Annotated in this window: 23 protein-coding genes and 1 pseudogene; 22 read left to right on the top strand and 2 right to left on the bottom strand. The window is 75.3% G+C overall.

The window, feature by feature from the left end; all coding sequences use genetic code 11:
* Window position 1 precedes the first annotated feature (1 nt).
* The 13 genes from ACFPK1_RS10620 to aroB all read left to right on the top strand — a co-directional run bounded on the left by ACFPK1_RS10620 (window position 2) and on the right by aroB (window position 13,051).
* On the top strand, window positions 2–445 hold the full coding sequence (locus tag ACFPK1_RS10620; protein ID WP_378020883.1) for a hypothetical protein: 444 nt from the start codon (window positions 2–4) through the stop codon (window positions 443–445).
* Complete coding sequence (locus ACFPK1_RS10625) at window positions 442–1,860, top strand: replication-associated recombination protein A (RefSeq protein WP_378020884.1); 1,419 nt, start codon at window positions 442–444, stop codon at window positions 1,858–1,860. Before ACFPK1_RS10620 ends, ACFPK1_RS10625 begins: the two co-directional genes overlap by 4 nt.
* A 292-nt stretch (window positions 1,861–2,152) precedes the next feature.
* On the top strand, window positions 2,153–2,956 hold the full coding sequence (locus ACFPK1_RS10630) for a hypothetical protein (protein ID WP_378020885.1): 804 nt from the start codon (window positions 2,153–2,155) through the stop codon (window positions 2,954–2,956).
* 153 nt (window positions 2,957–3,109) lie between these two features.
* Window positions 3,110–3,511 carry a DUF948 domain-containing protein gene (locus tag ACFPK1_RS10635; protein ID WP_378020886.1) on the top strand — a complete coding sequence of 134 codons (402 nt, stop codon included), beginning with the start codon at window positions 3,110–3,112 and terminating at the stop codon, window positions 3,509–3,511.
* A complete protein-coding gene (locus ACFPK1_RS10640; protein WP_378020887.1) occupies window positions 3,508–3,810 on the top strand; it encodes a hypothetical protein in 303 nt (100 codons plus the stop codon). Before ACFPK1_RS10635 ends, ACFPK1_RS10640 begins: the two co-directional genes overlap by 4 nt.
* Window positions 3,811–3,872: 62 nt before the next feature.
* Window positions 3,873–6,545, top strand: a complete 2,673-nt coding sequence (alaS, locus tag ACFPK1_RS10645; RefSeq protein WP_378020888.1) for an alanine--tRNA ligase — start codon at window positions 3,873–3,875, stop codon at window positions 6,543–6,545.
* Complete coding sequence (gene ruvX / locus ACFPK1_RS10650) at window positions 6,535–7,008, top strand: Holliday junction resolvase RuvX (protein ID WP_378021013.1); 474 nt, start codon at window positions 6,535–6,537, stop codon at window positions 7,006–7,008. Before alaS ends, ruvX begins: the two co-directional genes overlap by 11 nt.
* A 65-nt stretch (window positions 7,009–7,073) precedes the next feature.
* A complete protein-coding gene (locus tag ACFPK1_RS10655) occupies window positions 7,074–8,468 on the top strand; it encodes an endolytic transglycosylase MltG (RefSeq protein WP_378020889.1) in 1,395 nt (464 codons plus the stop codon).
* Between the two features lie 2 nt (window positions 8,469–8,470).
* Window positions 8,471–9,340, top strand: a complete 870-nt coding sequence (locus ACFPK1_RS10660; protein WP_378020890.1) for a shikimate dehydrogenase — start codon at window positions 8,471–8,473, stop codon at window positions 9,338–9,340.
* 267 nt (window positions 9,341–9,607) lie between these two features.
* On the top strand, window positions 9,608–10,225 hold the full coding sequence (locus ACFPK1_RS10665) for a prepilin peptidase (protein ID WP_378020891.1): 618 nt from the start codon (window positions 9,608–9,610) through the stop codon (window positions 10,223–10,225).
* Between the two features lie 27 nt (window positions 10,226–10,252).
* A complete protein-coding gene (aroC, locus tag ACFPK1_RS10670) occupies window positions 10,253–11,449 on the top strand; it encodes a chorismate synthase (protein ID WP_378020892.1) in 1,197 nt (398 codons plus the stop codon).
* The gene (locus tag ACFPK1_RS10675) at window positions 11,446–11,973 is read left to right on the top strand and encodes a shikimate kinase (RefSeq protein ID WP_378020893.1); all 528 of its coding nucleotides are present in this window, start codon (window positions 11,446–11,448) and stop codon (window positions 11,971–11,973) included. Before aroC ends, ACFPK1_RS10675 begins: the two co-directional genes overlap by 4 nt.
* A gap of 4 nt (window positions 11,974–11,977) precedes the next feature.
* Window positions 11,978–13,051: a 3-dehydroquinate synthase gene (gene aroB / locus ACFPK1_RS10680; RefSeq protein WP_378021014.1), complete on the top strand. Its 1,074-nt coding sequence runs from the start codon at window positions 11,978–11,980 to the stop codon at window positions 13,049–13,051.
* Window positions 13,052–13,382: 331 nt separating this feature from the next.
* Here the strand turns inward: aroB and ACFPK1_RS10685 are convergent, their stop codons facing one another.
* Complete coding sequence (locus ACFPK1_RS10685) at window positions 13,383–14,336, bottom strand: hypothetical protein (protein WP_378020894.1); 954 nt, start codon at window positions 14,334–14,336, stop codon at window positions 13,383–13,385.
* A 40-nt stretch (window positions 14,337–14,376) separates the two neighbouring features.
* On the opposite strand from ACFPK1_RS10685, the gene ACFPK1_RS10690 reads away from it, so the two are divergent.
* The 3 genes and pseudogenes from ACFPK1_RS10690 to nusB all read left to right on the top strand — a co-directional run.
* Window positions 14,377–15,525 carry a M24 family metallopeptidase gene (locus tag ACFPK1_RS10690; protein ID WP_378020895.1) on the top strand — a complete coding sequence of 383 codons (1,149 nt, stop codon included), beginning with the start codon at window positions 14,377–14,379 and terminating at the stop codon, window positions 15,523–15,525.
* Between the two features lie 14 nt (window positions 15,526–15,539).
* Complete coding sequence (gene efp, locus ACFPK1_RS10695) at window positions 15,540–16,103, top strand: elongation factor P (RefSeq protein ID WP_378020896.1); 564 nt, start codon at window positions 15,540–15,542, stop codon at window positions 16,101–16,103.
* Window position 16,104: 1 nt separating this feature from the next.
* Window positions 16,105–16,554, top strand: a pseudogene (gene nusB, locus ACFPK1_RS10700) (transcription antitermination factor NusB); the annotation flags it as partial.
* Between the two features lie 169 nt (window positions 16,555–16,723).
* Here the strand turns inward: nusB and bldD are convergent.
* Window positions 16,724–17,218: a transcriptional regulator BldD gene (bldD, locus tag ACFPK1_RS10705; protein ID WP_133830245.1), complete on the bottom strand. Its 495-nt coding sequence runs from the start codon at window positions 17,216–17,218 to the stop codon at window positions 16,724–16,726.
* A gap of 315 nt (window positions 17,219–17,533) precedes the next feature.
* On the opposite strand from bldD, the gene pyrR reads away from it, so the two are divergent.
* The 6 genes from pyrR to pyrF are packed head-to-tail and all read left to right on the top strand — an operon-like array spanning window position 17,534 to window position 25,723.
* The gene (pyrR, locus tag ACFPK1_RS10710) at window positions 17,534–18,118 is read left to right on the top strand and encodes a bifunctional pyr operon transcriptional regulator/uracil phosphoribosyltransferase PyrR (RefSeq protein ID WP_378020897.1); all 585 of its coding nucleotides are present in this window, start codon (window positions 17,534–17,536) and stop codon (window positions 18,116–18,118) included.
* 26 nt (window positions 18,119–18,144) lie between these two features.
* Window positions 18,145–19,104: an aspartate carbamoyltransferase catalytic subunit gene (locus ACFPK1_RS10715; protein ID WP_378021015.1), complete on the top strand. Its 960-nt coding sequence runs from the start codon at window positions 18,145–18,147 to the stop codon at window positions 19,102–19,104.
* Window positions 19,101–20,384 carry a dihydroorotase gene (locus ACFPK1_RS10720; RefSeq protein ID WP_378020898.1) on the top strand — a complete coding sequence of 428 codons (1,284 nt, stop codon included), beginning with the start codon at window positions 19,101–19,103 and terminating at the stop codon, window positions 20,382–20,384. The genes ACFPK1_RS10715 and ACFPK1_RS10720 overlap by 4 nt, the downstream gene beginning before the upstream one ends.
* On the top strand, window positions 20,377–21,489 hold the full coding sequence (gene carA, locus ACFPK1_RS10725) for a glutamine-hydrolyzing carbamoyl-phosphate synthase small subunit (RefSeq protein ID WP_378020899.1): 1,113 nt from the start codon (window positions 20,377–20,379) through the stop codon (window positions 21,487–21,489). The genes ACFPK1_RS10720 and carA overlap by 8 nt, the downstream gene beginning before the upstream one ends.
* Window positions 21,489–24,824 carry a carbamoyl-phosphate synthase large subunit gene (carB, locus tag ACFPK1_RS10730; protein ID WP_378020900.1) on the top strand — a complete coding sequence of 1,112 codons (3,336 nt, stop codon included), beginning with the start codon at window positions 21,489–21,491 and terminating at the stop codon, window positions 24,822–24,824. The genes carA and carB overlap by 1 nt, the downstream gene beginning before the upstream one ends.
* A complete protein-coding gene (pyrF, locus tag ACFPK1_RS10735) occupies window positions 24,821–25,723 on the top strand; it encodes an orotidine-5'-phosphate decarboxylase (RefSeq protein WP_378020901.1) in 903 nt (300 codons plus the stop codon). Before carB ends, pyrF begins: the two co-directional genes overlap by 4 nt.
* Window positions 25,724–25,899: the final 176 nt, after the last annotated feature.

The following is a 25,899-nucleotide window of genomic DNA, read 5'->3' on the forward strand; positions in this document are numbered from 1 at the left end:
CGTGTGCGGGGCCTGCGGCTCCGGCCGCGTCCGCGCGCCGTGGGAGGACACCCTCGGCCCGCCCGACCCCGGCGCGGCCCGCCGCCGCGCCGCCGCCCTGACGCGCTGGCTCGCGCCGCGGCGCTGGCGGGTCGCGGCGTGGGCCGGCGGCTACACGGTCGCCGGCCCGATCGAGGCGCTGCCGCCCGCCGGGTGCGTGGACGAGGTCGTGGTCCGGGCGGGCGCGTCCCTCGAGGTCGTCGACGGCGACACCCTGGCCGACGCGATCGTCCGCGTCTCCGTGGCCGCGCTGCTCGACCGGGCGCCGCTCGTGCTGACCGGTCCCGAGCCGGGGCCGGCACGGCGGCTGCTGGTCCACGGCGACGTGCCCGTCGACGTCGTCCCGGTCGGCGGTCCCTGCTGGAGCGTGACCCGTCAGGGGTCCTCAGTACCGTTCGGGGCATGAGCGAGGAGGGCCTGTTCGAGGTCGCGGCGCCGGAGCCCGTCGCGGAGGGCCCCGATCCCGGCCAGGAGGAGTTGCGGCGGCCCGTGACGCGTGGCGTCGTCGAGGACCGGCCCGCACCCACCAGCGGTGTGGCGGCCCCGTTGGCCGTGCGGATGCGCCCGGCAAGCCTCGACGAGGTCGTCGGGCAGCAGCACCTGCTCGCCCCCGGCGCCCCGCTGCGCCGCCTCGTCGAGGGCGCCGCGCCCGCGTCGGTGCTGCTGCACGGCCCGCCCGGCACCGGCAAGACGACGCTCGCGCGCCTCATCTCGCAGGCCACGGGCCGCGCCTTCGAGGCGCTGAGCGCCCTGAACGCGGGGGTGAAGGAGGTGCGCGGGGTCATCGAGGTCGCGCGCCGCCGCCTCGCCGCGTCCGAGCCCCGGCGCACCGTGCTGTTCATCGACGAGATCCACCGCTTCTCGCGCACCCAGCAGGACGCGCTGCTCGCCGCCGTCGAGGACCGCGTGGTGCTGCTCGTCGGCGCGACCACCGAGAACCCGTCGTTCTCCGTGGTGGCGCCGCTGCTGTCGCGGTCGCTGGTGCTCGGCCTGCACGCCCTCGACGACGACGCCGTCGGCACCCTGCTCGACCGCGCCGTGGCCGACCCCCGCGGGCTGGGCGCCGCGGTGACCCTGCACCCCGACGCGCGCGCCCACCTCGTGCGCCTCGCCGCGGGCGACGGCCGGCGCTCGCTGACCGCCCTCGAGGCGGCGGCCGACGCCGTCGGCGGGCAGGGCGAGATCACGCTCGCCGACGTCGAGCGGGTCGTCGACGAGGTCGCCGTGCGCTACGACCGCGCCGGCGACCAGCACTACGACGTCATCTCGGCGTTCATCAAGTCGATCCGCGGCTCCGACCCCGACGCCGCCCTGCACTACCTCGCCCGCATGATCGTGGCGGGGGAGGACCCCCGGTTCATCGCGCGCCGGCTGGTGGTGCACGCCAGCGAGGACGTCGGGCTCGCCGACCCCACCGCCCTGCCCGCCGCCGTCGCCGCCGCTCAGGCGGTGCAGCTCATCGGCCTGCCCGAGGCGCGGATCAACCTGGCGCAGGTGACGATCCACCTGGCGACGGCGCCCAAGTCCAACGCGGTGATCACGGCGATCGACGAGGCGATGAGCGACGTGCGCACCGGCGCCGGCGGTCCGGTCCCGCCGCACCTGCGCGACGGGCACTACGCGGGCGCCCAGAAGATGGGCAACGCCGTCGGCTACGTCTATCCCCACGACGACCGCGCGGGCGTCGTCACCCAGCAGTACCCGCCCGACGAGCTCGTGGGGCGCGACTACTACCGGCCGGGCGGGCGCGGCGACGAGCGGGAGCGCTCGGAGCGCCTCGCGCGGCTGCGGGAGGTCGTCCGCGGGCCGACCCGGGGGTGAGGTGCCGGGGGTGAGGTGCCGCGGGCACGCCCCCCGGCCGCCCGCGGCACCTCGATCGTGGCCACCGGCCCCCGACGGTCCGGTGGCCACGTCCGCATCTTCGTGGGCGACGTCACGGAGGTTTCCGCGGACGCGTCCGGCGATGTCCGCACGCCGTCCGGCCGGTGTCCGGAACCGTCCGGACAGCGGCCGGACGGCGGCTGGGCATCGTGGCCGTCGTGCCGGACGATCACGCGTGGGGTCCGGGGGGACCACAGGGGTACCTGAGGGGGACGTCATCGACGGCGAGGGTGTGGCACCGCAGGCGGGGGAGCACGGGGGACGCGACTCCCCGGAGCGCTTCTGCACCGACTTCCGCGAGACCCTGCGCGCCCACGACGTGTCCTTCCGGCGCGCCGAGGAGCTGTCGGGGTGGGGCAAGTCGACCATCGCCGCGGCCACCCGCGGGCCCGGGCTGCCCAACGCCGACCTCGTCACCGACGTGCTCGGCGCCATCGGGCTGGGTCCGGACGACGTCGCGGCCTGGCGGTCGCGCCACGACCGGCTGCGCGAGCCCGAGGCGTCCCGCCCGGCCCCGGCACCGGCGCCCGCCGCGGGTCCGGCCCCCGCTCCCGCACCGCCCCGGCGCCGCTCGACCCGGCGCCGCGTCGAGATCGCGGTGCTCGCCGTCCTCGTCGCCCTCGTGGCGGGGCTCGCGACGGCGCTCGTCCTGGTCCTCGCGGCCGCGCCGGACCCGCCGGCCGTACGTACGGTCGTCGTCCAGAACCGCGTGGCGATCGGCGACGGGGCGCTCGTCGAGGACCGCTCGCCGTCGTACCTGTCGGCCCGGCCGGTCGCGCGGTGCGCGAACATCCCCGGCTGCAAGATCCCCGGCACCGACGTGGCCAGCGGCTTCACGTTCCTCGCGGTCTGCCAGCTGACGGGCGAGGTCATCACCAACGCCGACATCACCTCGACGAACATCGGGCAGAACCCGAACGCCGCGGTGTCCGAGGTGTGGCTCGGCGTCCGCGCCCCCGACGGGCGGATCGGCTACATCTCCGAGGTCTACCTCGCGCCGGCCTACCGGGGCGGGCTGGGCCTGCCGGCCTGCTGATCAACAACGGGCGCCCGGGGCCGGAGGAGGCCCGGGCGGCGCACGGTAACCTGCCGCCACCTGCGCCAGGTGTCGTCCGCGCCCCGCCCACGGGCGGTGTCGCCGGACGTCGGTCCGGGGACCTGTACCGCAATCCAGCACCGAGGAGGACCCGTGTCGGTCGGCCAGATCGCGGCGATCGTCGCCGCGGTGGCGTTCGTGATCCTGGTGGTGCTGCTCGCCATCCCGTTGATCAAGCTCGGACGCACGCTCGACGAGGCGACGATCGCGATCCGCAAGGCCCACGAGGGCACCGAGCCGCTGCTCTCCGACGCCGGGGTCACGCTCACCACCGTCAACACCCAGCTCGAGCGGGTCGACGGGGTCACCTCCAGCGCCCAGGCCGTCGCGGCCAACACCAAGGCGCTGAGCACGCTGTTCACCGCGACGCTCGGCGGGCCGCTCGTCAAGGTCGCCGCCCTGTCCTACGGGCTGCGCAAGGCCCAGCAGGCCCGCCGGCTGAAGAACGCGCCGCCGGCGAAGAACAAGAAGTCGAAGCGGAGTGTCCGCGCATGAAGCGTCTGTTCTGGGTCGGCGTCGGCGTCGCGGTCGGCGTCACCGCCACCCGCAAGGTCAACGAGCTGACCCAGAAGGCCACCCCGGCCGGGGTCGGCACCAGCCTCGGCGAGGGGCTGCGCGAGCTCGGGGCGGGCCTCGGGGCGTTCGGCGCGGAGGTGCGCGCCGGAATGAACGAGCGCTCCGAGGAGCTGTACGCGATGGTGGAGGACACGACCGAGATCCCCGTGCGGCCCGAGCCGCCGACGTCGGCGCGCCACGCGCGAGCGCCGCGGCGGGGAGACTCGCGCGCCCGCTAGGGCGCCGAGTCCGGCCCCGCGCTCCGGCGTCCCCACCCGCACCCCTCCCGAGCAGGACGAAAGTGCAGACCCACGAGATCCGCCGCCGTTTCCTCGCCCACTTCGAGAACGCCGGCCACACCCCCGTCCCCAGCGCCTCGCTGATCCTCGACGACCCGACGCTGCTGTTCGTCAACGCCGGGATGGTGCAGTTCAAGCCGTACTTCCTCGGCGACGCGCCCGCCCCCTGGCACACGGCCACGTCGATCCAGAAGTGCGTGCGCACCGGCGACATCGAGAACGTCGGCCACACGACCCGCCACAACACGTTCTTCCAGATGGCGGGCAACTTCTCGTTCGGGGACTACTTCAAGGAAGGCGCGATCCGCCACGCCTGGGCGCTGGTGACGGGCGGCGTCGACGAGGGCGGGTTCGGCTTCGACCCCGAGCGCATCTGGGTCACCGTCTACGAGAACGACGACGAGGCCGAGCGCATCTGGCGCGACGAGATCGGGCTGCCGCCCGAGCGCATCCAGCGCCGTGACGGCCGCGACAACTACTGGGACATGGGCGTCCCCGGCCCCGGCGGACCCTGCTCGGAGATCTACTTCGACCGCGGGCCGGAGTTCGGGGCCGAGGGCGGCCCGGTCGCCGACGAGGACCGGTACCTCGAGATCTGGAACCTCGTCTTCATGCAGGACGTCCGGGGGGACGAGAGCCCGAAGTACGGGGCCGCCCCGATCGGCGAGCTGCCCCAGAAGAACATCGACACCGGGCTGGGCATCGAGCGCGTCGCGTTCCTGCTGCAGGGCGTCGAGAACGTCTACGAGACCGACCTGCTGCGCCCGACGATCGACCGTGTCCAGGAGCTCTCGGGGCGCTCCTACGACGGCGGCACGCCCGAGGACGGCGTGCGGTTCCGCGTCATCGCCGACCACATGCGCACCGGGACGATGATCATCGGCGACGGCGTGACTCCCGGCAACGAGGGCCGCGGCTACGTCCTGCGGCGCCTGCTGCGCCGCGTCGTGCGCAACGCGCGGCTGCTCGGGATCACCGAGCCGGTGCTCGCCGACCTCACCGCGGTGGTGCGCGACGCCATGGGGCCGTCGTACCCCGAGATCGTGTCCGACTTCGACCGCATCGTCTCGGTGATGCGCGCCGAGGAGGACGCCTTCCGCGCCACCCTCACCACCGGCTCGCGGCTCTTCGACGACGCCGTCGCGGGCACCCGCGCCGCGGGGCGCTCCGTGCTCTCCGGCGAGGACGCCTTCACCCTGCACGACACCTACGGCTTCCCGATCGACCTCACCCTCGAGATGGCGACGGAGGCCGGCCTCGACGTCGACGAGGGCGCCTTCCGCTCGCTGATGGACCAGCAGCGCGCCCGGGCCAAGGCCGACGCCGCCAGCCGCAAGCAGGGCAGCGCCGACCACTCGGTCTACCGGCGCCTGCTCGAGGAGCACCCGCCCGGGGAGTTCCTCGGCTACACCGACCTGCAGGCCGCCGCGCGCATCGTGGGGCTGCTGGTCGACGGGCAGCCGGTGCCCGCGGCGAGCGAGGGCGACGCCGTCGAGATCGTCCTGGACAACACCCCGTTCTACGGCGAGTCGGGCGGCCAGCAGGCCGACACCGGCACGATCCGGACCGGGGACGGGACCGTCCACGTCGACGACGTGCAGATCCCGGTGCCCGGCCTGCGCATCCACCGCGGCGTCGTGACCGGGGGGACGGTCGCGGTCGACACGGCGGCCGAGGCCGAGGTCGACGTGGCCCGGCGCACCGCCATCGCCCGCGCCCACACCGGCACCCACCTCGTCCACGCCGGGGTGCGCAACGCGCTGGGCCCCGCCGCCGCCCAGGCCGGCTCGCTCAACGCCCCGGGACGCCTGCGCTTCGACTTCACCTCGCCCTCGGGCGGCATCCCGCCGGCGCTGCTGCTCGAGGTCGAGGACGAGGTCAACACGATCCTGCAGGAGGACCGCGACGTCGACTGGTACGTGACGTCGATGGACAAGGCCCGCGAGCTCGGCGCGATGATGCTGTTCGGCGAGAAGTACGGCGACCACGTCCGCGTCGTCGACATGGGGGAGTACTCCCGCGAGCTCTGCGGTGGCACCCACGTGGCCCGCACCGGCGAGCTCGGCATGGTCAAGGTCATCACCGAGGGGTCGATCGGCTCCGGGGTGCGCCGCGTGGAGGCCCTCGTCGGCCTGGACGCGTTCCGCTACCTCAACCGCGAGCACGTGCTGGTCAACCAGCTCGCCGAGCAGCTCAAGACGCCCAGCGAGGAGCTGCCCGAGCGCGTCTCCGGCATCGTCGAGCGCCTGCGCGCCGCCGAGAAGGAGCTCGAGACGATCCGCGCCCGCGAGGTGCTCTCCTCGGCCGGGTCGCTCGTGGACGGCGCGCAGGACGTCGGCGGGATCGCGGTGGTCGCCGCCCGCACGCCCGTGGGCGTCGGCGGGGGAGACCTGCGCTCGCTCGCCGGCGACGTGCGGGGGCGCCTGCAGGACCGTCCCGGCGTCGTGGCGCTCTTCGCCCCCGACGGCGACAAGGTGTCGTTCGTCGTCGCCACCACCGCGGGCGCCCGCGAGCGGGGCCTCGCGGCCGGCGACCTCGTCAAGGCCTTCGCCCCCGCGGTGAACGGCCGCGGCGGCGGCAAGCCCGACCTCGCCCAGGGCGGCGGGAGCGGTGTCGCCGGCATCGACGACGCCATCGAGGCCCTGCGCGCGGAGGTGGCCCGCGCTGGGCACTGAACCTTCTGTCGCCCGGGGCCGGCGCCTCGGCGTCGACGTCGGCAGCGTGCGGGTGGGCGTGGCGCTCTCGGATCCGGCCGGGGTGCTCGCCACCCCGCTCGTTACCCTCGCTCACGATGAGGCCGGCACCGACCTGGGCCGGCTGGTGGCGCTCGTCGACGAGCACGAGGTGGTCGAGGTGGTCGTGGGGCTCCCCCGGACGCTCGCCGGTCGCGACGGCCCGGCCGCGCAGACCGCGCGCGACTACGCCGCGGCGCTTACCGCGCGGCTCGCCCCCCGCGACGTGCCCGTCGTGCTCGCCGACGAGCGCCTGACCACCGTCACCGCCACCCGCACGCTCTCCGACCGCGGCGTCAAGGGACGCAAGCAGCGCCGTGTGATCGACCAGGCGGCGGCCGTGGAGATCCTGCAGAGCCACCTCGACACGCGCCGGGCGTCGTCCCGCGGCACGGAGGACTCGTGACCGGACGTCACCCGGGCCCCGGTCGGCCCGACGGTCGGCAGCACGGCGGACGCCGGGTGATCCGGATGTCGGCGACGACCGGGCGGGCGCGCACGGCCGTGCCGCGGGACCGCTACGTGGCGCACCCCGAGGCCGAGACCGACAAGCACGACGCCACCTCGTGGCGGGTACCGGCGGTGGTCACGTCGTCGCTCCCGCAGTCGTCGTCCTCCTCGTCCCCGTCGTCCTCGTCGTCGGATGAGTCCCCGGACGCGGACGCGGGGTGGCTGCTGGGCGACGAGGAGCCGCGCCGCGGCGGCGACGCCGTCACCGAGGCGCTGCCCCAGGGCCGGCGCCCGCGCCGGCGCCGCTGGCTGTGGCCCGGCGTGGCCGCGGTGCTCGTGCTCGCGCTGGTCGGCGGCGCGTTCTTCGCCCGCGACCTGTGGCCGGTCCTGTTCCCGCCCGACTACGAGGGCCCCGGCGCGGGCCGGGTCGTCGTCGAGGTCGCCGACGGCTCCTCGACGCGCGCGATCGGCGAGGAGCTCGTCGCGGCCGACGTGGTCGCCTCGGCGCGCGCGTTCGGCGACGCGGCCGAGGAGAACCCGAACGGGCGCGGCATCCAGCCCGGGTTCTACGAGCTGCGCCGTCAGATGTCGTCGGCGGGCGCGGTGGCGGCCCTGCTCGACCCGGCGAGCCGCGTCGGGCGCCTCGACATCCGCAGCGGCACCCAGCTCGACGACACCGCCGGGGTGGGCACCGAGGTCGTGCCGGGCGTGCTGTCGCAGATCTCGCGCGCCACCTGCACCGTCGACGGCGCCGGGGCCGAGCGCTGCGCGACCGTCGACGAGCTGCGTGCGGCGATGGCGCAGACCGACCCCGCCGACCTCGGCGTCCCGACGTGGGCGCAGGACGGCGCCCGGCGCGCCGAGCCCGCCCGGCGCCTCGAGGGGCTGCTCGCGCCCGGGCCCTACGACATCGCCCCCGGCACCTCCGCGCGCGACGCCCTCGAGGCGGTCGTGCGGGCCTCGGCGCCGCGGCTGGAGGCGGGCGGGCTCGTCGAGGAGGCGCAGGCCGCCGGGATGTCGCCCTACGACGCGCTGATCGTGGGCTCGCTGGCCGAGCGCGAGGGCGTCGTGGCGGACTTCGGCAAGGTCACGCGGGTGATCGTCAACCGGCTCGCGGTGCCCATGCGCCTGCAGTTCGACTCGACGGTGAACTACCCCCTCGACCGCCAGACCCTGCTGACCAGCCCGTACGACCGGGCGCGCCCCGGCCCGTACAACACCTACCTCAACCTCGGTCTGACCCCGACGCCCATCGGCGCGGTGAGCCCCGACGCGCTGCGGGCCGCGCTCGACCCGGAGCCGGGGCCGTGGGTGTACTTCGTGAAGTGCCAGACCGACGGCATCTCGTGCTTCGCGGTGACGCCCGAGGAGCACGACGCCAACCGCCGGCTGGCCCAGGAGCGCGGGGTCTACTAGGCGTGCGTGCCGCTGTCCTGGGCTCGCCCGTCGCGCACTCGCGCTCGCCGGTGCTGCACCGCGCCGCCTACGCCGCGCTCGGGCTCGACGACTGGACCTACGAGACCGTGGAGTGCACCGCCGAGGAGCTGCCGCCCTTCGTGCGCGGGCTCGACGGGTCCTGGGCCGGGCTGTCGGTGACGATGCCCGGCAAGCGGGCGGCGCTGGAGGTGGCGTCCTCGGTGTCGCTGCGCGCCCGGCGCGTGGGCGCGGCGAACACCCTGGTCGCGGGCGAGGGCGGGTGGTCCGCGGACTGCACCGACGTCGACGGCGTCGCCGGGGCCCTGCGGGCGGCGGGGGTGCGGGACGTCCCGCCGACCGTGTTCGACGCGGACGCCGTGGTGCTGGGCAGCGGCGCGACCGCCTGCGCGGCCCTGGGCGGGCTCTACGACATCGGGTGCGAGGGGGTGACCCTCGTCCTGCGGGACCCCGAGCGCGCCGCCGGCACGCTGGCCGTCGCCCGGGAGTTCGGGTTCGCTCGGCGGGCGGTGACGTGGGCGGACCTGTCGGCGCGGGACCTCGCCGACACCAAGGCGCTGGTGAACACGACACCGGCGGGATCCGTGGACCGTGACCTCGCCGAGCGTCTGGTGGCGCCGCTGCCGTCGTGGGCGGTGGTGCTCGACGCCGTCTACCACCCGTGGCCCACGCCCCTGGCCGGTGCCGCCGCGGCCCGCGGGCTCGCCGTGGCCACGGGCCTCGACATGCTCCTGCACCAGGCGTTCGGGCAGGTCGAACAGTTCACGGGGCTGGCCGCGCCGCGGGCGGCGATGCACGGTGCCCTCGCGGCCACCACCGACACCCCGCTCCTGCCCCTGCTGCCCCGGCGCTGACGTCGCCGGGTTCGAGCGATGCGGCGTTGCTGGCGTCTCACGCCAGGCTCGCCACATCCTCGCCGGCGCGACACGCCGGGCGGTCTCCGAGGCACGGGGGTGTCTCAGCGTGGCGGCCACGCCGGCGTTCAACGTCAGGAAAGCCCCCCGCTCGATCCGCGGGCGTGGCGCCCTTGACCCGATCGCCGTCCCCATCGGCCGGATGCGTCCACAGGCTCCGGGGCCGCTGCGTGACGGATCGGGCCTCGCCGGGACAGGCTCGACGACGTGGTCAGGGACGTGGTGCTCGCCGGGACGGCCGGCGGGGGAGCGGGTGCCCTGGGCGGGTGTGCCGTCCGGGCGTGGCTGGCGCGGATGCGCCGCGGGGCCCTCGTGCCGGCCCCGGCGTGCGCCGGGGTGCTCGCGGTGCTCTGGGCCCTCGCCGCGGGGCTCGTCGCGGCGGGCGTGGTACCCGTGGTGTGGCTGCCCGCCCACCTGGTGCTGGGCGCGCTCGTGGTCGCCGGGAGCGCGGTCGACCTCGCCGCCGGCCGCCTGCCCGACGCCCTCACGGGGCCGGCGGCGGTGGTCATGCTCCTGGCCCTCGTCCCGCTCGACCCGTTCGTACTCGCGGCGGGCATCGTCGGCGGGGTGGCTCTCGGCGGTGTCTGCGCGGCCGTGCACCTCGCCGCGCCCACCGCCCTCGGCGCCGGCGACGTCAAGCTCGCTCCGTCGCTCGGCGCGCCGCTGGCCGCCGCGTCCTGGTCGGCGCCGGTGCTCGCGGTCGTCCTGGCCTCGCTGGGCGTGCTCGCGCTGGCCTCGATCCGGGGTGTACGGCGCGTCCCGTTCGGGCCTCCGCTGCTGGTGGCGGCATGGCTCGTCCTCACGGCGTCCCTGACGGACGGGTGATCGCGGGTGACGTGGAACGATGGACGCGTGTTGCGGTGGCTGACGGCGGGAGAGTCGCACGGGGCGGCGCTCACGGCCGTGCTCGAGGGCATGGTCGCGGGCGTGTCGGTGAGCTCGAAGGAGGTGTCGGCCGAGCTGGCGCGGCGGCGCCTCGGCTACGGGCGCGGCGCGCGGATGGCCTTCGAGGCCGACGAGATCGAGCTGTCCGGGGGGCTGCGCCACGGCGTGACGCTCGGCAGCCCGGTCGCGATCCGGATCGCGAACTCCGAGTGGCCGAAGTGGGAGACGGTCATGTCGGCCGACCCGGTCGACCCCGCCCTCATCGAGGGCCGGGCGCGCAACGCGCCGCTCACCCGCCCCCGCCCGGGTCACGCCGACCTCGCCGGCATGACGAAGTACGCGTTCGACGAGGCCCGTCCGGTGCTCGAGCGGGCGAGCGCGCGCGAGACCGCCGCCAAGGTGGCGCTGGGTGCGATCGCCAAGGCCTTCCTCGCGCAGGCCCTGGGCGTCGAGGTGCTCTCGCACGTCGTCAGCCTCGGCACCGCCGACGCCACGCCCGGCGCGATCCCGATGCCCGGCGACGGCGAGCGCATCGACGCGAGCCCGGTGCGCGCGGTCGACGACGCCTCGACGCAGGCGATGGTGGCCGAGGTCGACGCCGCCAAGGAGGACGGCGACACCCTCGGCGGCGTGGTCGAGGTCGTCGCCCACGGCCTGCCGGTGGGGCTCGGGTCCTACGTGCAGGCCGACCGGCGCCTCGACGCCCGCCTCGCCGGCGCGCTCATGGGCATCCAGGCGATGAAGGGCGTCGAGATCGGCGACGGGTTCACGACGGCACGGCGCCGGGGGTCCGCGGCGCACGACGAGATGCACGTCGCCGAGCCCGGCATCAGCCGCGCCTCCAACCGTGCCGGCGGCATCGAGGGCGGCATGACCAACGGTGAGCCCCTGCGGGCCCGGGTGGCCATGAAGCCGATCTCCACGGTGCCGCGCGCCCTCGCGACCGTCGACACCGCCACCGGCGAGGCCGCCGTCGCCCACCACCAGCGTTCCGACGTGTGCGCGGTGCCCGCGGCGGGGGTGGTCGCCGAGGCGCTGGTCGCGCTCGTGCTCGCCGACGCGGCGCTGGAGAAGTTCGGCGGCGACTCGCTGCGCGAGACCGCCCGCAACCTCGAGGCCTATCGCGGCGCGATCGACCCACACCTGCTGCGGAGCGAGCCGTGAGCCCCGTCGCGGTCCTCATCGGTCCGCCGGGGGCGGGCAAGTCGACGGTCGGCGAGCTGCTCGCCGAGCGGCTCGGGGTGCCCTTCACCGACAGCGACTCGATCATCGAGGCCGACCAGGGCCGGGCGATCAGCGACATCTTCCTGTCCGACGGCGAGGCCGCCTTCCGCGTCATGGAGCGCGAGGCGGTGGCACGCGCCCTCGCCGAGCACGACGGCGTGCTGGCCCTCGGCGGCGGCGCGCCGATGACCGAGGGCGTGCGCGCCGACCTCGAGGGCCACCCGGTGGTCTTCCTCGCGGTCGGGCTCGCCGCCGGCGTCCGGCGGGTCGGCCTCTCGACGGCCCGCCCGCTGCTCGCCGGGGTCAACCCGCGCGCGACGTTCTCGGCGCTGCTCCAGGAGCGGCTGCCGGTGTACCGCGCGGCCGCCCGTCACGAGATCGCCACCGACCACCTCGAGCCGGCGGCCGTCGTCGACGCGGTGCTCGCCGCGCTGTCCCCGGAGGCCGACCGTGCCGGCCGGTAGCCCCATCACCGAGCAGCGGCTGCACGTCGCGAGCGCCTCGCCCTACGACGTCGTCGTCGGCCGCGGGGTCACCGGTGCCGTCGCGGAGACGCTCGCCGGCACCGCCACGGTCGTCATCTGCCACCAGCCCGCCGTCGCGGGCGTCGCCACGGCGATCCGCGAGCAGCTCGACGCCGCCGGCACCCGTACCCACCTGCTCGTGCTCCCGGAGAGCGAGGACGGCAAGGACCTCGCCACCGCCGGCGCGTGCTGGGAGGAGCTCGGGCGCCTCGGCGTCACCCGCTCCGACGCCCTCGTGGCGGTCGGCGGGGGAGCGGCCACCGACCTCGTCGGCTTCGTCGCGGCGGCCTGGATGCGCGGGGTGCGGGTGGTGCACGTGCCGACCACGCTGCTCGCGATGGTCGACGCCGCGGTCGGCGGCAAGACCGGGATCAACACCGGCGCCGGCAAGAACCTCGTCGGCGCCTTCCACGAGCCCGCCGCGGTCGTCGCCGACCTCGACACCCTCGCCACCGTGGGCCGCCCCGAGCTCGCCGCCGGCATGGCCGAGGTGATCAAGACCGGCTTCATCGCCGACCCCGCGATCCTCGAGCTCGTCGAGGCCGACCCCGACGGCGCCCTCGACCCGGCCGGCGAGGCCCTCGGCGAGCTGGTCGTGCGGTCGGTGCGGGTCAAGGCCGACGTCGTGGCCGCGGACCTCCGCGAGTCCCACCTGCGCGAGATCCTCAACTACGGCCACACCCTGGGCCACGCCGTCGAGCGCCGCGAGGACTACCGCTGGCGCCACGGCGAGGCGGTGTCGGTGGGCCTGGTGTTCGCCGCCGAGCTGGCGCGGCGCGCCGGGCGTCTCGACGACCCGACGGCCGACCGGCACGCGGCGACCCTGCGGTCGGTCGGGCTCCCCACGACCTATCCCGCCGACGCGTTCGACGACCTCGTCGCCACCATGCGCCTGGACAAGAAGTCCCGGGGCGCCCTACTGCGCTTCGTCGTGCTCGACGGCCTCGCGACCCCGGGCCGCCTCGAGGGCCCGGACCCCGCGGATCTCGCCGCGGCCTACGCCGAGCTCGCCAGCTGATCCCCGCCCCGCACGCGAGGTGCAACGGCACGCTCCTGATCATGCTGGGCGGGCGCGCGCCCCTCGGTCTCGAAGATCAGGAGAGCAGCAGGCACCTCGGCACCCCGCGCGAGGTGCTTCTCGCTCTCTTGATCTCTCCGGGCGCCCGGGGCGCCGACGCTGGGGCCTCCGCTCCGCGCGCCTCGACCCCGCACCCCTGACCCCGCACCCCCGCCCCCGATGACACGAACGCGCCGTTCGCTGCTTCTGACGCAGCGAACAGCGCGTTCGTTCGTCACGCCGACGCGCAGACGGCTGGCGCGCGCACCCCGGAGGCCGAGCCCGGACGGCGTCAGCCCTTCGGGCGCCGCAGCCCGAACTTGCGGCGCGGGCCGCGCTCGGGATCGTCGGCCCCGGGCTCGGCCGGCGCGGCCGGCCCGACCGCAGCCGGCCCGACGGCTTCCGGATCGACCGCCGGCTGCGAGCCCGTCGGGTCGAGCGGCCCGCCCGGGCGCGGGAAGGCCGGGAGCACCGCGACGACCGGCGGCTCGAGCGACTCGGGCACGTCGCCCGCCGGCTCCGGGGCCGTGTTCCCACCGAACGGCGAGGACACCGGGGCCGCCGGCCGGACCGTGGAGGCACGGCGCTGCCCGGCCAGCCGGGGCGCCTCGGGCATCCGCTCGCGCTCGGCGATCTCGGGGCCTTCCGGTGCCCCCGCGGGGACACGCTCGGGAGAACGACGCCGCGGCGTGCGCACCCCCGCGACCGCCGGCTCCGCGGCCGGGACCACGCGCGCCGGCACCACGCCGACCCGGGCGGCCGCGCGCGCGGCGGACGGGGCGCGCTCGTCGGCCACCTCGCGCTCCACCGCCTCGTCGTCGGCGTCGAGCATCGGGTCGTCGGCGCCCTCGCCGTGACGGCGCAGCGACAGCCAGCCGAGGCGGTTGCCGACGAACACCGAGGCGAGGACGAGCAGGGCGGTGAACGAGGCGCGGCCGACGAGCGCGGCCTGGAGGTCGGCGACCCCGGTGCCGTCGACGAGCAGGGCCAGCAGGATCCAGCTCAGCAGCCCGGCGGCCGGTGCGCCGGCCAGGGCCGCGAGGAACCAGGTCCACTCCGGCGGCCGCCGGTCGAGCACGATCTCGGTGCCCACCCAACCGATCACCACGGCGACCACGACCAGCAGGAGCACGACGCTCCACAGCCGCATCAGGTCGGGCGACCACGACCGCAGGGCCACGAACAACGCCTGGGCGACGCCGTAGACCACGGTGAGGACGAGTGCACGCAGGACCCAGGGACGCACCCCGACACCGTACGACCCCCCGTCTCCTACGCTGACGGGTGTGGAGCCCACCCGTCCGGACCGCGCGCCCGGCGGGCACGCGCGGCGCCGCGACGCGCTGCGTGACCTGCTGCGCGAGGCCGGGCTGGACGCGCTCCTCGTCACCGACCTGGTCAACGTCCGGTACCTCACCGGCTTCACGGGGTCCAACGCCGCGCTGCTCGTCGACGCCGGCGACGACGCGGACCGGGGCGAGGACCGCACCGTGCTCGCCACCGACGCCCGCTACACCACCCAGGCCGCCGCGCAGACGCCCGATCTCCCGGTGCTCGTCGAGCGGGCGTGCGCCCCGGCGCTGCTGGCCGGGCGCGACGGCAGGGTCGGCGACGGCAGGGTCGGCTTCGACAGCGCCCACGTCACCGTCGACGGCCACGCCGACCTCCTCACCGCGCTGCCGGGCGGCGAGCTGACGCGGGCGCCGGGCCTCGTCGAGACCCTGCGGGCGGTGAAGGACGAGGGCGAGATCGACGCGCTGCGCCAGGCGTGCGCCGTCGCCGACATCGCGCTGGCCGGGCTCGTGAGCTCGGGCGGGCTGCGCGAAGGACGCACCGAGCGCGAGGTCGCCCGCGAGCTCGAGGAGCGGATGCGGGAGGCGGGCGCCGAGGCGCCGTCGTTCGACACCATCGTCGCCGCCGGCGCGCACGCGGCGATCCCGCACCACAGCCCCACCGACGCGCCGCTGGCGGACGGCGACCTGCTGACCATGGACTTCGGCGCGCTCGTCGACGGCTACCACTCGGACATGACGCGCACCCTGGTCGTCGGCACGCCGGCCGACTGGCAGCGCGACCTGCACGCCCTCGTCGCCGAGGCCGCCGCGGCGGGCCGGGCGGCGCTCGCGCCGGGTACAGCCACGCGCGACGTCGACGCCGCGGCCCGCGACGTCATCACCGCCGCGGGTCTCGGCGAGCACTTCGTGCACGGCCTCGGCCACGGGGTCGGGCTCGTCATCCACGAGGCTCCGGCGGTGTCCGCGACGGCGACCGCTACCCTGGTGGCGGGCATGACGGTCACCGTCGAGCCGGGGGTCTACCTGGCCGGGCGGGGCGGGGTCCGGATCGAGGACACGCTCGTCGTCACCGACGGCGGGGCCGTGCCCCTCACGCAGAGCCCCCGGGACCTCGTTCCCGAGTCCCGAGACGAGACGTAGGAGAGAGCGCTCCCGTGGCGACGACGAACGACCTGAAGAACGGCCTCGTGCTGCGGATCGACGGCAACCTCTGGACCGTCACCGAGTTCCAGCACGTCAAGCCCGGCAAGGGCGGCGCCTTCGTCCGCACGACGCTGAAGAACGTCATGACCGGCAAGGTCGTCGACAAGACCTTCAACGCGGGCACCAAGGTCGAGACCGCGAACGTCGACCGCCGCGACATGACCTACCTCTACCGCGACGGCGACGACTTCATCTTCATGGACGCCGCCGACTACGAGCAGGTGCCGGTGTCGGCGACCACGGTGGGCGACCAGTCGCGGTTCCTCCTGGAGAACCAGGAGGTCCAGGTCTCCTTCAACGACGGCGCGCCGCTCTACATCGAGCTGCCGGCCTCGGTCGAGCTGGAGATCACCCACACCGACCCGGGCGTCCAGGGCGACCGCTCCACCGGCGGCACCAAGCCGGCGACGGTGTCGACGGGTGCGGAGATCCAGGTCCCCCTGTTCCTCGAGACCGGCACCAAGGTCAAGGTCGACACCCGGGACGGGCGCTACCTGGGCCGCGTGAGCGGCTGAGGTGACACGCAGCGGAGCTGAGCCCCGCAAGGGTTCCCGTTCCAAGGCCCGCAAGCGGGCCCTCGACATCCTCTTCGAGTCCGAGGCCCGCGCCGAGGACGCGCAGGAGGTGCTCGCCCGGCGGATCGCCGGCGCGGACGCCCCGCCGGTGTCGGACTTCGCGGCCTCGCTCGTGGAGGGCGTCGTCGCCCACCGCGAGGAGATCGACGAGGTCATCTCGTCCTACGCGCGCGGCTGGACGATGGCGCGGATGCCGGCGGTCGACCGGATGATCCTGCGCATCGGCGTCTTCGAGATCCGGTGGTCCGACGACGTGCCGGACCCGGTGGCGATCGACGAGGCGATCGACCTGGCGCGCGAGCTGTCGACCGACGACTCGCCGCGCTTCGTCAACGGGGTGCTGGCCGGGGTGTCCTCGGGGCGTCCGGGCACGGTCGCGGCGCCGAGCCCCGACCGCGTGGACCTGCCGGCCGGGGTCGAGCTCGCGCCCGACGAGAGCGCGCCCGTGTCGGACGAGCCGACCGGCGGCTGAGGCGGCCCCGCGAACGGGGAGTTCGGACGCGAAGAAGCAGCGAACCGCCCGTTCGCTGCTCCCGTGACCGCGAGCTGACGAGCCCGGGCTACTCGTCCATCGCCCGGGCGACGCGCGCCTCGGGCGGGAGGACCCCCCAGTCGACGAGCTGGTCGGACAGCTCGCCCGGGCTCATGTCGTAGATGATCGCGAGCGAGCGCAGGTCCTCGTTGCGGATGGAGAGGACCTTGCCGTTGTAGTCGCCGCGCTGGCTCTGGATGGCGGCGGCGTAGCGGGCCAGCGGACCCGCCTTCTCGGCGGGCAGCTGCTGCAGCCGCTCGAGGTTGATGACGATCTTGGCGGCGGGCTCCGAGCCGGAGGGCACGCGGCCCTCGGGGAGGAGCTCGGCCACGGGGACGCCGTAGAAGTCGGCGAGCTCGGCGAGCTTCTGCACGGTCACGGCGCGGTCGCCGCGCTCGTACGACCCGACGACGACGGCCTTCCACCGCCCGCCCGACTTCTGCTCGACCCCGTGCAGTGACAGACCCTGCTGCTGGCGGATGCCCCGGAGCTTGGACCCCAGCGCCTTCGCGTAGTCACCCATCTGGCGGACACCCGTCCTCTCGCGTCGCCCGGCTCGCCCCGCCCGTGCACTCAGCGAAGTCGATACGGAGAGTGATGATGCGCCCAGTGCCGTCACATGGTCAAGCCGGGATCCGTACGGATCGTCGCCGGTGTGGCTCGTGGCACTCCGTCCGAGCACGGACCACGGCGCGTAGTGCCGTGCACGGACCAGCGCGATGACGACCGTCACCCGGGCGCCGCCGGGTCGGCGTGTCGTCGCTGATAGTGTCGGAGCGAGTCCTGACCGACATCCTTTAAGAGCCGTCCGGCGAGGCGGAGAAGGAGGGTCCACCCCGTGCCGTCGAGGCGCCGGGGCGAACCCGGGTCGGGTGGCGCGAGTGCCGAGGGTGAGCGCGAGCTCCTCTCTCCGGCCGATCTCGCGCGCACCGTGGCCCGCGTCGCCCACGAGATCATCGAACGCACCACCCCGGACGGCGGGTCCGCCCGGGTGGTCCTCCTCGGGCTCCCGACCCGGGGCACCTACCTGGCGCGACGGCTCGCCGAGCGCATCACCGAGATCACCGGGGCGGTCGTGCCCACCGGGACGCTCGACCCCACGCTCTACCGCGACGACCTCCGGATGCGTCCCACGCGCGCGCTGGCGGAGACCGAGCTGCCGCCCGGCGGCATCGACGACGCGGTCGTGGTGCTCGTCGACGACGTCCTGTTCTCCGGACGCACCGTGCGGGCCGCCCTCGACGCCCTGCGCGACCACGGCCGGCCGCGGGCGGTCCAGCTCGCGGTGCTCATCGACCGCGGGCACCGCGAGCTGCCGATCCGCGCGGACTACGTCGGCAAGAACGTGCCGACCAACCGTTCGGAGGACGTCGCCGTGCGCATGACCGAGGTCGACGGCGAGGACGGGGTGAGCCTGCGATGACCGGGGCCACCGACACCGGCATCGGCCTGCGCCACCTGCTCTCCACCGAGGGGCTGCGCCGCGAGCAGGCCGAGGCCCTGCTCGACACCGCCGCGGGCATGGAGCAGGCGCTGACCGGCCGCGCGGTGCGCAAGCTGCCCACCCTGCGCGGGCGCACCGTGGTGACCCTGTTCTACGAGAACTCCACCCGCACGCGGGTGTCGTTCGAGGTCGCGGGCAAGTGGATGAGCGCCGACACGATCAACGTCAGCGCGTCGGCCAGCTCGGTGAGCAAGGGCGAGTCCCTGCGCGACACCGCGGCGACCCTGGGCGCGGCCGGCGCCGACTGCCTGATCGTGCGCCACCCCGCGTCCGGCGCCCCGCACCGCATCGCCGCCTGGCTCGACCGCGTCGGGCACTCCCACCTGGGCCGCGAGGGGCACGTCGCGGTGGTCAACGCCGGCGACGGCACCCACGAGCACCCCACCCAGGCCCTGCTCGACGCGGCGACCCTGCGGGCGCGGCTGGGGCGGGTCGAGGACGCGCACGTCGCGATCGTCGGCGACATCCTGCACAGCCGCGTCGCCCGCTCCAACGCGCACCTGCTCGCCACGCTCGGGGCGCGCGTCACGCTGGTGGCGCCGCCGACGCTGCTGCCGGTCGGGGTCGGCGACTGGCCGGTGACGGTCTCCCACGACCTCGACGCCGTCCTCGCGCAGGGCCCCGACGCCGTGATGATGCTGCGCGTGCAGGCCGAGCGCATGCACGGCGGCTTCTTCCCCTCCGCGCGCGAGTACGCGATCCGCTTCGGGCTCTCCCAGCAGCGCGCCGACCGCCTGCCCGACCACGCGGTCGTCCTGCACCCGGGCCCCGCGGTGCGCGGCATGGAGATCGCCAGCTCGGTCGCCGACTCGAGCCGCGCCGCCATCGCCGAGCAGGTCACCGCCGGGGTCCACGTGCGGATGGCCGTGCTCTACCACCTGCTCGCCGGGGAGGACGTGGCATGACCACCACCAGGATCACCAACGTCCGCCCCTACGGCGAGGACCCGACCGACCTCTACGTCCGCGACGGGATGCTCGTCGGGGCGACCGAACCCGACGAGACCGTCGACGCCGACGGCCTCGTCGCGCTCCCGGGCCTCGTCGACCTCCACACCCACCTGCGCGAGCCGGGCGGCGAGGAGGCCGAGACCGTCGACACCGGGTCGGCCGCGGCCGCGCTGGGCGGCTACACCGCGGTGTTCGCGATGCCCAACACCGACCCGGTCGCCGACTCCCCGGTGGTCGTCGAACACGTGTGGCGGCGCGGGCGCGAGGTCGGGCTGGTCGACGTGCACCCGGTCGGCGCGGTCACCGTCGGGCTCGAGGGCGCCAAGCTCGCCGAGATGGGCATGATGGCCGCCTCGCCCGCCGGGGTGCGGATGTTCTCCGACGACGGCCGCTGCGTGAACGACCCCCTGATCATGCGCCGGGCGCTCGAGTACGCCCGCGCCCTGGACGCCGTCGTCGCGCAGCACGCCGAGGACCACCGCCTCACCGTCGGCGCCCAGGCCCATGAGGGCCCGGTCGCCGCGCGGCTGGGGCTGGCGGGCTGGGACCCCACCGCCGAGGAGTCGATCATCGCGCGCGACGTGATGCTCGCCGCGGCGGCGGGGGCGCGCCTGCACGTCTGCCACCTCTCGACGGCACGCTCGACGGAGATCCTCCGGTGGGCCCGCGAGACGCTCGACGTGCGGGTGTCCGCCGAGGTCACGCCGCACCACCTGCTGCTCACCGACACGGCCGCCGAGGACTACGACCCCGTGCACAAGGTCAACCCGCCGCTGCGCCCGGCGGCGGACACGCAGGCGCTGCGCCGGGCGCTCGCGGACGGGACCCTCGACTGCGTCGCCACCGACCACGCGCCGCACGCCGTGGAGGCCAAGGACTGCGAGTGGTCGGCCGCGCGGCCCGGCATGCTGGGTCTGCAGACGGCGCTGCCGGTGGTCGTGACGACGATGCTCGCCACGGGCCTGCTCGACTGGCGCGGCGTGGCGCGGGTGTGCAGCGAGGCCCCCGCTCGGATCGCCGGGCTGACCGACCAGGGACGCCCGCTGACGCCGGGCGAGCCCGCGACGCTGACGCTCGTCGACCCGGAGGCGGCGTGGACCGTGCGGGGCGCGGCGCTGGCGAGCCGGGCGGAGAACACCCCGTACGAGGGGATGGAGATGCCGGTCTCCGTGGTGCACACCATGCTGCGGGGCCGGTGGACGGTGCGGGACGGGAAGGTAAGTGTCCATGACTGACGACGCGGTCCTCGTGCTCGAGGACGGCAGCGTGCACCGCGGCGAGGCGTTCGGCGCCCGCGGCCGCACGCTGGGGGAGGCGGTCTTCGCCACCGGCATGACCGGCTACCAGGAGACGCTGACCGACCCCAGCTACCACCGCCAGATCGTGGTGGCCACGGCGCCGCACATCGGCAACACCGGGTGGAACGACGAGGACGACGAGTCGCGGCGCATCCAGGTCGCGGGCTACGTCGTGCGCGACCCCGCGCGCCGGCCGTCGAACTGGCGCTCGCAGCGCGACCTGGTCGACGAGCTCGCCCGGCAGGGCGTCGTCGGCCTCGCCGGCGTCGACACCCGCGCGATCACGCGCCGCCTGCGCGAGGCGGGCTCCATGCGCGCCGGCATCTTCTCGGGCGACGCGGTCACCGACGCGACGTCGATGCGGGCCACGGTGCTCGACAGCCCGGCGATGGCGGGCGCGGACCTCGCCGGCGCGGTGACCACCGGCGAGCCGTACACGGTGCCCGCGGTCGGCCCGACCCGGTTCCGCGTGGCCGCGCTCGACCTGGGGATCAAGGCCAACACGCCCCGGATGCTCGCCGAGCGGGGCATCGAGACCCGGGTCCTGCCCTCCACCGCGCACATCGACGAGCTGCTGGAGGGCGACCCGGACGGCGTGTTCCTCTCCAACGGTCCGGGCGACCCGGCGACGGCGTCGCACGCGGTGGCCCTGACCGGCGAGGTGCTGCGCCGCGAGGTGCCGCTGTTCGGCATCTGCTTCGGCAACCAGATCCTGTCCCGGGCCCTCGGGCTGGAGACCTACAAGATGCGCTACGGGCACCGGGGGATCAACATCCCGGTCGTCGACCACACCACCGGCACGGTGGCGATCACGAGCCAGAACCACGGGTTCGCGGTCGCGGGGGAGCCGGGCGCGCGCGTCGCCTCGCCCGTCGGCACGGTCCACCTGAGCCACTCCTGCCCGAACGACGGCACCGTCGAGGGCGTGACCTGCGAGGACGTGCCCGCGTTCAGCGTGCAGTACCACCCGGAGGCGGCGGCCGGTCCGCACGATGCCGCGAGCCTCTTCGACCGTTTCGCGGACCTGATGGGAAGTCGCTGATGCCGCGCCGCGAGGACATCCGCCACGTCCTGGTCATCGGCTCCGGGCCGATCGTCATCGGGCAGGCCGCCGAGTTCGACTACTCCGGCACCCAGGCGTGCCGCGTGCTGCGCGAGGAGGGCCTGCGCGTCTCGCTGGTCAACTCCAACCCGGCGACGATCATGACCGACCCGGAGATCGCCGACGCCACCTACGTCGAGCCGATCACCGTCGAGCACGTCACCAAGGTCATCGAGGCCGAGCGCCCGGATGCGCTGCTCGCCACCCTGGGCGGCCAGACGGCGCTCAACACCGCGATCGCCCTGCACGACGCGGGGGTGCTCGAGCGGTACGGCGTCGAGCTGATCGGCGCGGACATCGACGCGATCCAGCGCGGCGAGGACCGGCTGAAGTTCAAGGACATCGTCCGGTCGATCGGCGGCGACGTCCCGCGCAGCGAGGTCTGCCACTCGATGGACGAGGTGCGCGCGACCGTCGCCGAGGTCGGGCTGCCCGTCGTCATCCGCCCCAGCTTCACCATGGGCGGGCTCGGGTCGGGCCTGGCCTACACCCACGACGAGCTCGAGCGCCTCGCCGGCACCGGGCTGTCCGCGAGCCCGGTGCACGAGGTCCTCATCGAGGAGTCGGTGCTCGGGTGGAAGGAGTTCGAGCTCGAGCTCATGCGCGACGGCAAGGACAACGTCGTCGTCGTGTGCTCGATCGAGAACGTCGACCCGATGGGCGTGCACACCGGCGACTCGGTGACCGTCGCGCCGGCGATGACGCTGACCGACCGCGAGTACCAGGTCATGCGCGACACGGGCATCGCCGTGCTGCGCGAGGTCGGCGTCGAGACCGGCGGCTGCAACATCCAGTTCGCCGTCCACCCGACCACCGGGCGCCTCGTGGTCATCGAGATGAACCCGCGCGTCTCGCGCTCGTCGGCGCTGGCCTCGAAGGCCACCGGCTTCCCGATCGCGAAGATCGCCGCGCGGCTCGCCGTCGGCTACACCCTCGACGAGATCACCAACGACATCACCGGCGAGACCCCGGCGAGCTTCGAGCCGACGCTGGACTACGTCGTGGTCAAGGTGCCGCGGTTCGCGTTCGAGAAGTTCCCCGGCGCCGACCCCACGCTGACCACGACGATGAAGTCGGTCGGCGAGGCGATGGCGCTGGGCCGCAGCTTCCCGGAGGCGCTGAACAAGGCGCTGCGCTCGGCCGAGACGAAGGCGCTCGGCTTCTGGACCCAGCCGGACCCGGACCAGACCGCGGAGGAGGCGCTGCACCAGGCCTCGCTGCCGCGCGACGGGCGTCTCTACGCCGTCGAACGCGCGCTGCGCCTCGGGGCGAGCGTCGAGCAGGTCAGCGAGGCCTCGGGCATCGACGGGTGGTTCGTGGAGCAGATCGAGGGCCTGGTCGCGCTGCGCGGCGAGCTCGTCGACGCGCCGGTGCTCGACCAGGCGCTGCTGCGCCGGGCCAAGCGCGCCGGGCTCTCCGACGCCCAGATCGCGGCCGTGCGCCCGGAGCTCGCCGGCGAGGCGGGCGTGCGGGCGCTGCGCCACCGCCTCCACGTCCGCCCGGTGTACAAGACCGTCGACACCTGCGCGGCCGAGTTCGCGGCCCGCACGCCGTACCACTACTCGGCCTACGAGTCCGACCCCGCGGCCGAGACCGAGGTCGAGCCCCAGACCGAGCGCCCCAAGGTGATCATCCTGGGCTCCGGGCCGAACCGGATCGGGCAGGGCATCGAGTTCGACTACTCCTGCGTGCACGCCGCGTTCAGCCTGCGCGCCGCGGGGTTCGAGACCGTGATGCTCAACTGCAACCCCGAGACGGTCTCCACCGACTACGACACCTCCGACCGCCTGTACTTCGAGCCGCTGACCGAGGAGGACGTGCTCGAGGTCGTGCACGCCGAGCAGGTCTCGGGAGCCGGGGGCCCGGGCCTGGTGGGCGTGGTGGTGCAGCTCGGCGGGCAGACGCCGCTGAAGCTCGCGGCCGCGCTCGAGGCGGCCGGGGTGCCGGTGGTCGGGACGCCGCCCGCGGCGATCGACCTCGCCGAGTCCCGCGGCGCCTTCGGCCGGGTGCTCGACGACGCCGGCCTGCCCGCGCCGCCCTACGGCATGGCCACCAGCTTCGACGGCGCGCGCGACATCGCCGCCTCGGTGGGCTACCCGGTGCTTGTGCGCCCGTCGTACGTGCTCGGCGGGCGGGGCATGGAGATCGTCTACGACGACGCCACGCTCGCGGACTACATCGCCCGCGCCACCGAGGTCACCCCCGACCACCCCGTGCTCGTCGACCGCTTCCTCGACGACGCCATCGAGATCGACGTCGACGCGCTGTGCGACGCCGAGGGCGACGTCTACGTCGGCGGGGTCATGGAGCACATCGAGGAGGCCGGGGTGCACTCCGGCGACTCGTCGTGCGCGCTGCCGCCGATCACGCTCGGGGTCGCCGAGCTCGAGACCGTGCGGGAGTCGACGGTCGCGCTGGCCCGCCGCCTCGGCGTGCGGGGCCTGCTCAACGTGCAGTACGCGCTCAAGGACGACGTGCTGTTCGTGCTCGAGGCCAACCCGCGGGCCTCGCGCACCGTCCCGTTCGTCTCCAAGGCCACCGGGGTGCCGCTGGCCGGGGCGGCGTCGCGGGTGATGCTGGGCTCGACGATCGCGGACCTGCGCGCCGAGGGCGTCCTGCCCGCGACGGGCGACGGGGCCGAGCTGCCCCGCGAGCACCCCGTCGCGGTCAAGGAGGCGGTGCTGCCGTTCCACCGCTTCCGCCGCCCCGACGGCCGCGGCGTCGACTCGCTGCTGGGCCCGGAGATGAAGTCGACGGGCGAGGTCATGGGCATCGACCACGCCTTCTCGACGGCGTTCGCCAAGGCGCAGGCCGCCGCGGCGGGACCCCTGCCGGTCACCGGCAAGGTGTTCGTGTCGGTCGCCAACCGCGACAAGCGCTCGCTGATCTTCCCGGTGAAGCGCCTGGCCGACCTCGGCTTCGCCATCCTCGCGACCGCGGGCACGGCCAGCGTGCTCGAGCGCAACGGCATCCCGTGCGAGGTCGTGCGCAAGCACTTCGAGGGCCCGGACAACATCGTCGACAGGATCGCCGCCGGCGAGGTCTCCCTCGTCGTCAACACCCCGGTCGGGCACGCGGGCCCGCGCGTCGACGGCTACGAGATCCGCGCGGCGTGCCTCGACGTGGGTGTGCCGTGCGTGACCACCGTGCAGGGGGCGGCCGCCGCGGTGCAGGCCGTCGAGGCGGCCATCCGCGGGGAGGTCGCCGTGACCCCGCTGCAGGTGTTCCACGAGCGCCTGGCCAAGGCCCGGGCCCAGCTCGGGGCCGGCGAGTGAGCCGCGAGCCCTTCCGCGCGCGGCTGCGGGAGGCGGTGGCGAAGCACGGGCCGCTGTGCGTGGGGATCGACCCGCACCCGGGCCTGCTGCAGGCCTGGGGCCTCGACGCGGACGTGGCCGGGCTGGAGTGGTTCACGCGGCAGGTCGTCGAGGCGACGGCCGGCCACGTGGCCCTGCTCAAGCCGCAGGTGGCGCTGTTCGAGGTGTTCGGGTCCGCGGGGCTCGGGGTCCTCGAGCGCGCGCTCGCCGACGCGCGGGAGGCCGGGGTGCTGACCCTCGCGGACGCGAAGCGCGGCGACATCGGCTCCACGATGACGGCCTACGCGCACGCCTGGCTCGCCGACGACGCCCCGCTGGCCGCCGACGCGGTGACCCTCTCGCCCTACCTCGGCGTGGGGGCGCTCGCGCCGGCCCTCGACCTCGCCGTCGCCACCGGGCGCGGGGTGTTCGTGCTCGCCCGCACCTCCAACCCGGAGGCCGCCGGGGTGCAGTCGGCGCAGGCCTGGGTGGCCGGGTCCGGCGGCGCCCCCCGCGGCATGCGGGAGGTCGCCCAGTCGGTGATCGACGCCCTGGCCGACCACAACGCCGCGCACCACGGCGGCCCGGGGGAGGGCACGGCCGGCGCGGTGGTCGGGCTGACCCGGGGCACGACGGGCCGCGACCACGGCCTCGACCTCGCCGCGCTCGGGGGCCCGGTGCTCGTGCCGGGCCTCGGTGCGCAGGGCGGCACGCCCGCGGACGTGGCCGCGGTGTTCGGCGCGCCCGGTCCCACGAGTGCGTTGGGCGCTGACGGGGGACCGGTCGTACCGGTGAGCGCGCGCGAGGTCCTGGGTGCCGGCCCCTCCCACCGAGCGCTGAGAGCAGCGGTCGATGCGCTGAACGGGACGCTGACGGGGTAGACGTGACCGGGGGGCGCCGATGATCCGCGGACACGCTCCGGTGGGCGACCACCGAGTGGCCGCGGGCCTGGGTGCTTCCGGGCGTGCACGGGGCCCCGACCTGCGGACATCTCCGCCCCACGGACTGTCGGTGTCGGGCTCGCGCGGTACGTTCGCACCACTGGTCGAAGCCCCAT

Origin of the sequence: Actinomycetospora rhizophila, from assembly GCF_042657905.1 — a bacterium.
Lineage (GTDB): Bacteria > Actinomycetota > Actinomycetes > Mycobacteriales > Pseudonocardiaceae > Actinomycetospora > Actinomycetospora rhizophila.

Excerpts from the sequence above, each read along its gene's own strand:
- ACFPK1_RS10625 (WP_378020884.1), top strand. The coding sequence starts at position 442 with ATGAGCGAGGAGGGCCTGTTCGAGGTCGCGGCGCCGGAGCCCGTCGCG.
- ACFPK1_RS10640 (WP_378020887.1), top strand. The coding sequence starts at position 3,508 with ATGAAGCGTCTGTTCTGGGTCGGCGTCGGCGTCGCGGTCGGCGTCACC.
- ACFPK1_RS10655 (WP_378020889.1), top strand. The coding sequence starts at position 7,074 with ATGTCGGCGACGACCGGGCGGGCGCGCACGGCCGTGCCGCGGGACCGC.
- bldD (WP_133830245.1), bottom strand. The coding sequence starts at position 17,218 with ATGGGTGACTACGCGAAGGCGCTGGGGTCCAAGCTCCGGGGCATCCGC.
- ACFPK1_RS10720 (WP_378020898.1), top strand. The coding sequence starts at position 19,101 with ATGACCACCACCAGGATCACCAACGTCCGCCCCTACGGCGAGGACCCG.
- carA (WP_378020899.1), top strand. The coding sequence starts at position 20,377 with ATGACTGACGACGCGGTCCTCGTGCTCGAGGACGGCAGCGTGCACCGC.
- carB (WP_378020900.1), top strand. The coding sequence starts at position 21,489 with ATGCCGCGCCGCGAGGACATCCGCCACGTCCTGGTCATCGGCTCCGGG.